Source organism: Pseudomonas sp. Bc-h (assembly GCF_002080045.1).
Classification (GTDB): Bacteria; Pseudomonadota; Gammaproteobacteria; order Pseudomonadales; family Pseudomonadaceae; genus Aquipseudomonas.
In genome coordinates this window covers 1-5,135 of record NZ_MUIN01000024.1, presented here as the reverse complement: position 1 = coordinate 5,135, position 5,135 = coordinate 1, and the positions used below count along the sequence as shown (strand labels likewise).

Here is a 5,135-nt window from a genome sequence, read left to right as displayed (position 1 = left end):
GTATACAGGATCTCCGGAATACCGTTAACAGGCCACCTCTGATCATCTTTCTTCCAGATGGCTTGCCTCATAGCAAGAGCGATTCGCATGGAATTAGCTGCTCCAATTCCCAAGAAATAGCCCATTACCACGCGGCTAAAATCGTCTGCTATGGCTGTCAGCCAGACTTTTCCAATCCTGCCGTATTCATCGACCGCCCAGATATCCAGCTCTTTATGGTCAGCCTGCCACATCTCGTTAGGGCGCTTTGCCTGCCTGCGCAGTATTTGATCGAACTCTTTTTCATAGGCTTCTTCGCTATCATGAGCGAGCACTTTCAGTCTGCGGTCTAATTGTCGACAGACTTGTGCAACGAGCGAATACGACGGTGCTTGCAATTTATTTTTTGTGCAGGCTTCAACTACCTGCTCCCAAACCCATGTGACTGTTGGTTTTGGTGTCTTCAGAAAGAGCCCCTCAATGACCACCTGCAGTTCAGCGCTTAGGCGTCTTCGCCCGCCCTTATCGCTTCGTCCAGCACGGTGAAGGCCCTTTAGCCCCTCAGTATCAACCGCTTTAATCTTGCGCCAGACGGAGCGTGTGCTGAGCTTTGCCTCCCGGGCAATCTCGCTTACAGTGGCCTCTCCTGCGAAATAACKAGCAAGAAGCTTTGACATAGCCAAGGCAGAATCTGCATACGCTAACTTTTGGTTGCCCATGTCGCTCCTATATGCAAAAGTTACGAGTTTCGCTACACTGGTTTCCTCGCTCAAGAAGAGCATTCTTTCGTGTAGCGAAAATAATAATCAAAATTCAAACAGTTTCACCACTAGTTTCGCTACATATTTTCTAATAAAGGAACAGCAGTGAAGATTGGCTATGCAAGAGTATCCACAGAAGAGCAGAATCTGGATATGCAATTGACGGCACTCCGGAAAGCTGGTTGCAAAAAGATTTTCCAAGAGAAAATCTCTGGCACCAAGTGGGAACGACCAGAGCTGCACAAAATGCTAGATATTGTAGATACGGACGATATAGTCGTTGTCTGGCGGCTCGACCGGCTAGCAAGGTCCACAAAAATGCTGCTTGAAATTACGGATAGGATTCTTGAAGCAGGTGCAAAATTCTCATCATTATCAGAGCCGTGGGCCGACACAACGTCACCCGCCGGCAAGATGATAATGACTTTCTTCGCTGGCATGGCTGAGTTTGAGAAGGATTTGATCAGAGATCGCACCGGTTCTGGCAGAAAAGCGGCAAAAGAACGAGGGGTAAAATTTGGGCGACCTTCAAAGATGACCGAAGCCCAAATAAAGGTCGCTAAGCGCCTTTTACGCGATGGACAATCCATTCGGGAGGTGGCAGCTACCTTCAATATTCACTACACCACACTGTATCGCCTCCTGCGCTCCTGACACCAATGATGATGGCAAGAGTGACAAATAATTCYGMRAAAAGTGCGACAAATAATTCTGAAAAAACCGTGACAAATAATTCTGAAACTTACACCGTATATAGCAACCACAGCGCCATGTCTAAAAACCTAATAATTCCAGACTTTTCGTGTGCGGCACCGTCCGCACTTTATCTTGCCTTACCGCACGGTCGCTTCTCTCCCTTCGGCAAGGCTTTCGCTCCGCTCCAGTGCTGCTGTGTAAATTGGCGAATTATTTTTCCGGGTTCTTGGCGAATTCTGCTTCCGGTTTGGCGAATTATTTTTCCGCCCTACAACCCCAACTTACGCCGCTCCCAAAAGCAACCCTCGCGTAGCCGTTTCGACCAGGTCTGGTGTTATCAGTGGAAGGCAATTCAACTTTTGAAGACGCTCAATTTCAGTGAATATTCTATTGAGCACGCGAAAATTGCCGTTGCCAACTCGCTTGATTGCAGTCGAGACAGCGTCGTCGGCTGACCGCGGCAAACCCAACTGTAGCCACTTTTCTGCGATGAATAAATTTGTTTCGTCAGCAGTTAAAGGCTGAAACTCATAGGTCAGATGGATGCGCGAATAGAGCTGACCAAAGCGCTTGATTCTTCTCTCTATTCCAGGCATGCCCATAAGAATGATGCCGATGCTGCCTCGGTCATGAAGATCCCGCAACAGCTCCAAGGATTGAAATTTGAGGCGATCTGCTTCATCAACAATCAATAATTTCACATTTTTACTCTGCCGCTTTTCGAAAACGCTTTCGGGATGGTGCCAAACGCGAGCCTGCTCAACCAATCCGTCAAATTTATTTCTGGTCAGGCTGATACTTGTTTCTAGTTTTTTAGGTGTAACAGTGACTTCTGGAGTCAGAAACAACACATCGCAGCTGGCGATGTGTTCCGGCAATCGTCTTGTTCTCGATGGTTGCTGAAGCAACGGTTCAATTAAATTCCAACTCGCAAATTGCCTAGCCGATTCAGTCTTTCCAACACCTGGCCTGCCATAGCACAATCCAATATGTTTTTTGTCGCGACAATACTCACCAAATTCTACAAACCGCCGATAATGCTGCGTGCTCAGAAAATGTGATGGAGTGTCACTCATCGCAGGCAAACCTCTTAATTTTAAACTTGGGATATTCAACTTCGGGTGCCGCAACAATCGGCACTACACTCAATGACGGCTTTTCGCGAGGGACATATTTATCTGCAATTTGTAGCAAATCTGTAAGACTCTCTCTAACTTCTCGTCGTTTAGCGCTTCTTGCGCGAATGACTTCTTTTAGACTCGTTCTCTTATCGGAAAGCTCAAAGCACACGGCTCTGCAAACAAGCGCATTATCTGCATAGACAAGGATTTCGGCCAGGTCGCGTGGATCAAATCTTATAGTGACTTCCTCGCCTATATAGCCGGAAAGACTGATGTCAAAATAACGAAACCCTTGGAAGCGAATACCATCGCGATGCACTTTCCTGGGTCGAGTGACCGTCAAAAGAAGAATGTCTAGTTCTTCTTTTGTGTCCGGCAAGCGCGGAACAAAGGACTTTGATTCCCAACGAGATTTAGGGCTACAGCCGATTTCAGAATGCTCACGTTGCAAATAGTCATTAACGAGCCATTGCCTAAAGCGTTCGTCCAACTCTTGTAACTTCAAGACAGCATCGACCTTTCCATAGCCCTTTGGTGCGTAGCCCGGCTGATCCGTTAAAAACAATTGTGCCACCGTCTCAAAAAATCGCTCCATCTTGCCCTTGCCCCTCGGCTTCTGAGGCAAAGTGTTGAGCAATTCGAATTTGAGATCAATGGACACCTGGTCGATATGCTTCGACATAAAATCGGTTCCGCGATCCGAGTAGAACTTGTCTGGAATGCCACAAATGCTCCATGCTGATTCTTCTTTTCGCCAAATCGACTGTCGCAAAGTCATCGCTATCCGCATTGAACAAGGTGGTTCGAAACCGAGATAATAGCCAGGCACCGCCCGACTAAAATCATCTAAAGCAGCTGTAAGCCAGGGCTTCATTGCCCGCCCGTTGGAATCAAAAATCAAAATATCAAGCTGTGCATGATCAGCTTGCCACACCTCATTTGGTGCTTCGGCTTCATGCCTATGTAACAGTTCGAAAGCTTGTTCGTATGCACTCGGTCCCTCGTGTGCCAGCGTTTTTATATCGCGAGAAATTTTTGAACAAATATCGTGCACCACGTCATAGCTTGGAGCACGCCACTTGTTCTTCTGACACAAAACCAATACAGAGCGATGAATTGCAGTAACCGGTAGTGGCGGCGTGCGCAAGCAAAGCCCTTCGATAACTTGCGCCAATTCAGGGACAATCTTGCGACGCCCGCCTGCATCCTTTCGAATATGGGGTCTGAGACCTGGCAGCCCTTCACGATTGAATTGTCCGATCCAGAGACGAATTGTTCGGGACGTTAATCCTGCAGCTCGCGCTATCTCTTCTCTGCTTGCACCTTCCGATAGACATGGACGAATAATTTGATATCGTTCAAGGGCTATTTCATCTGGTGTCAAAAAGATTCTCACAGCGCGTCCTTAAACTATAGTTATTGGACACTACAATTTCAAAAAAATAAAGCCCACAGGCTGACATTTCAGTTACAGTTTTTCTAAGGAGTTTTTGGACACCCAAAGGACATTCGCAATGCGCACCGCCATATATGCCCGGGTATCGACTCAAGACCAAAACACTCTCTCGTTTCAGCTCAAGGCCTTAAAAGAATATGCAAAAAGCCGAAAATGGAAGGTCGTTCTAGAAATAGAAGATGTTGGCTCAGGTGCATCTGAACGGAAGAAGCGCGAGCAAATTCTCAAAGCGGCTCGGTCACGCGAAATCGACGCGGTGCTTGTCTGGCGATTAGATAGGTGGGGGCGATCTCTTCCAGATTTAATTTCTACTCTCAATGAGTTCACAGATCTTGGAGTGTCTTTCGTTTCTTTGACCGAGTCCTTTGACATGAGCACCACATTAGGCAAAGCAATGGCCGGCATGCTTTCCGTCTTCGCAGAATTCGAACGCAATATTCTAAAAGAGCGAATTAAAGCTGGCATAAGCCATGCTCAAAGCAAAGGACTGCCACACGGACGACCTAGAACAGCAGCTCGGCATGAGGCCAAAATCAAACGGTTGTTTTCCGAGGGCATGAACAAGTCTGATATTGCCCGCAAACTTAAAATCGGGCGAACATCTGTCATTCGAATTCTGGCAGACAAACCCATTGCAAAGCGGAAATAGAATTCGCCAAGAATCCGGAAAAATAATTCGCCAACTTACAGCTGCTGTTTGCAGTTTTGTATACGCCACCGCCTACGGCTTACATCTCCGCTATGCCCGTGCTGCACAATCCGTAAACATGCCAGCCTGTGGCATTTATTGGCACCGCACACTTTCTGATCCGTTCACCTAATATGGTGCCGTCGTTTTCAAAAGAGGCTTGCTAGGCGCGTTTACACTCAGGCGGTCCCCTTACATCACTGTATACCAAAATCCGTAAAGGCTTGCTCTGCGGACTGTTTACACGTATACGCGTACCTGAAACCGGGGGCACTCCATAGCGGAAAACCTGGAAAGTGCCAATCTGTGACCGTAAACAGGCGCTATCCCAAACAGACGTTTCATAGCGTCGAATCCCGAAAGGATGAACCTGCGAGGCATTGCTTACGCTATGAGCCAAAAGCTTGACGGGAGAATAAGTACCAGTCCCACTC

General features: G+C 47.4%; 4 protein-coding genes and 1 pseudogene. 2 read left to right on the top strand and 3 right to left on the bottom strand.

Annotated elements, in window-relative coordinates; genetic code table 11:
* Positions 1-698, bottom strand: a pseudogene (locus BWR59_RS31610) (hypothetical protein); the annotation flags it as partial.
* Positions 699-845: 147 nt separating this feature from the next.
* On the opposite strand from BWR59_RS31610, the gene BWR59_RS31605 reads away from it, so the two are divergent.
* Positions 846-1,394, top strand: a complete 549-nt coding sequence (locus tag BWR59_RS31605) for a recombinase family protein (RefSeq protein WP_077204183.1) — start codon at positions 846-848, stop codon at positions 1,392-1,394.
* A 323-nt stretch (positions 1,395-1,717) separates the two neighbouring features.
* On the opposite strand, the gene BWR59_RS31600 is transcribed toward BWR59_RS31605, so the two are convergent.
* Both BWR59_RS31600 and BWR59_RS31595 read right to left on the bottom strand, forming a co-directional pair.
* Positions 1,718-2,512 carry an AAA family ATPase gene (locus BWR59_RS31600; protein ID WP_076605830.1) on the bottom strand — a complete coding sequence of 265 codons (795 nt, stop codon included), beginning with the start codon at positions 2,510-2,512 and terminating at the stop codon, positions 1,718-1,720.
* Positions 2,505-3,953: a Mu transposase C-terminal domain-containing protein gene (locus BWR59_RS31595; protein ID WP_077204201.1), complete on the bottom strand. Its 1,449-nt coding sequence runs from the start codon at positions 3,951-3,953 to the stop codon at positions 2,505-2,507. The genes BWR59_RS31600 and BWR59_RS31595 overlap by 8 nt, the downstream gene beginning before the upstream one ends.
* A 118-nt stretch (positions 3,954-4,071) precedes the next feature.
* Here BWR59_RS31595 and BWR59_RS31590 point away from each other — a divergent pair, with 118 nt between their 5' ends.
* Entirely contained in the window at positions 4,072-4,662 is a 591-nt protein-coding gene (locus tag BWR59_RS31590; protein ID WP_076605832.1) for a recombinase family protein, read from the top strand.
* Positions 4,663-5,135: the final 473 nt, after the last annotated feature.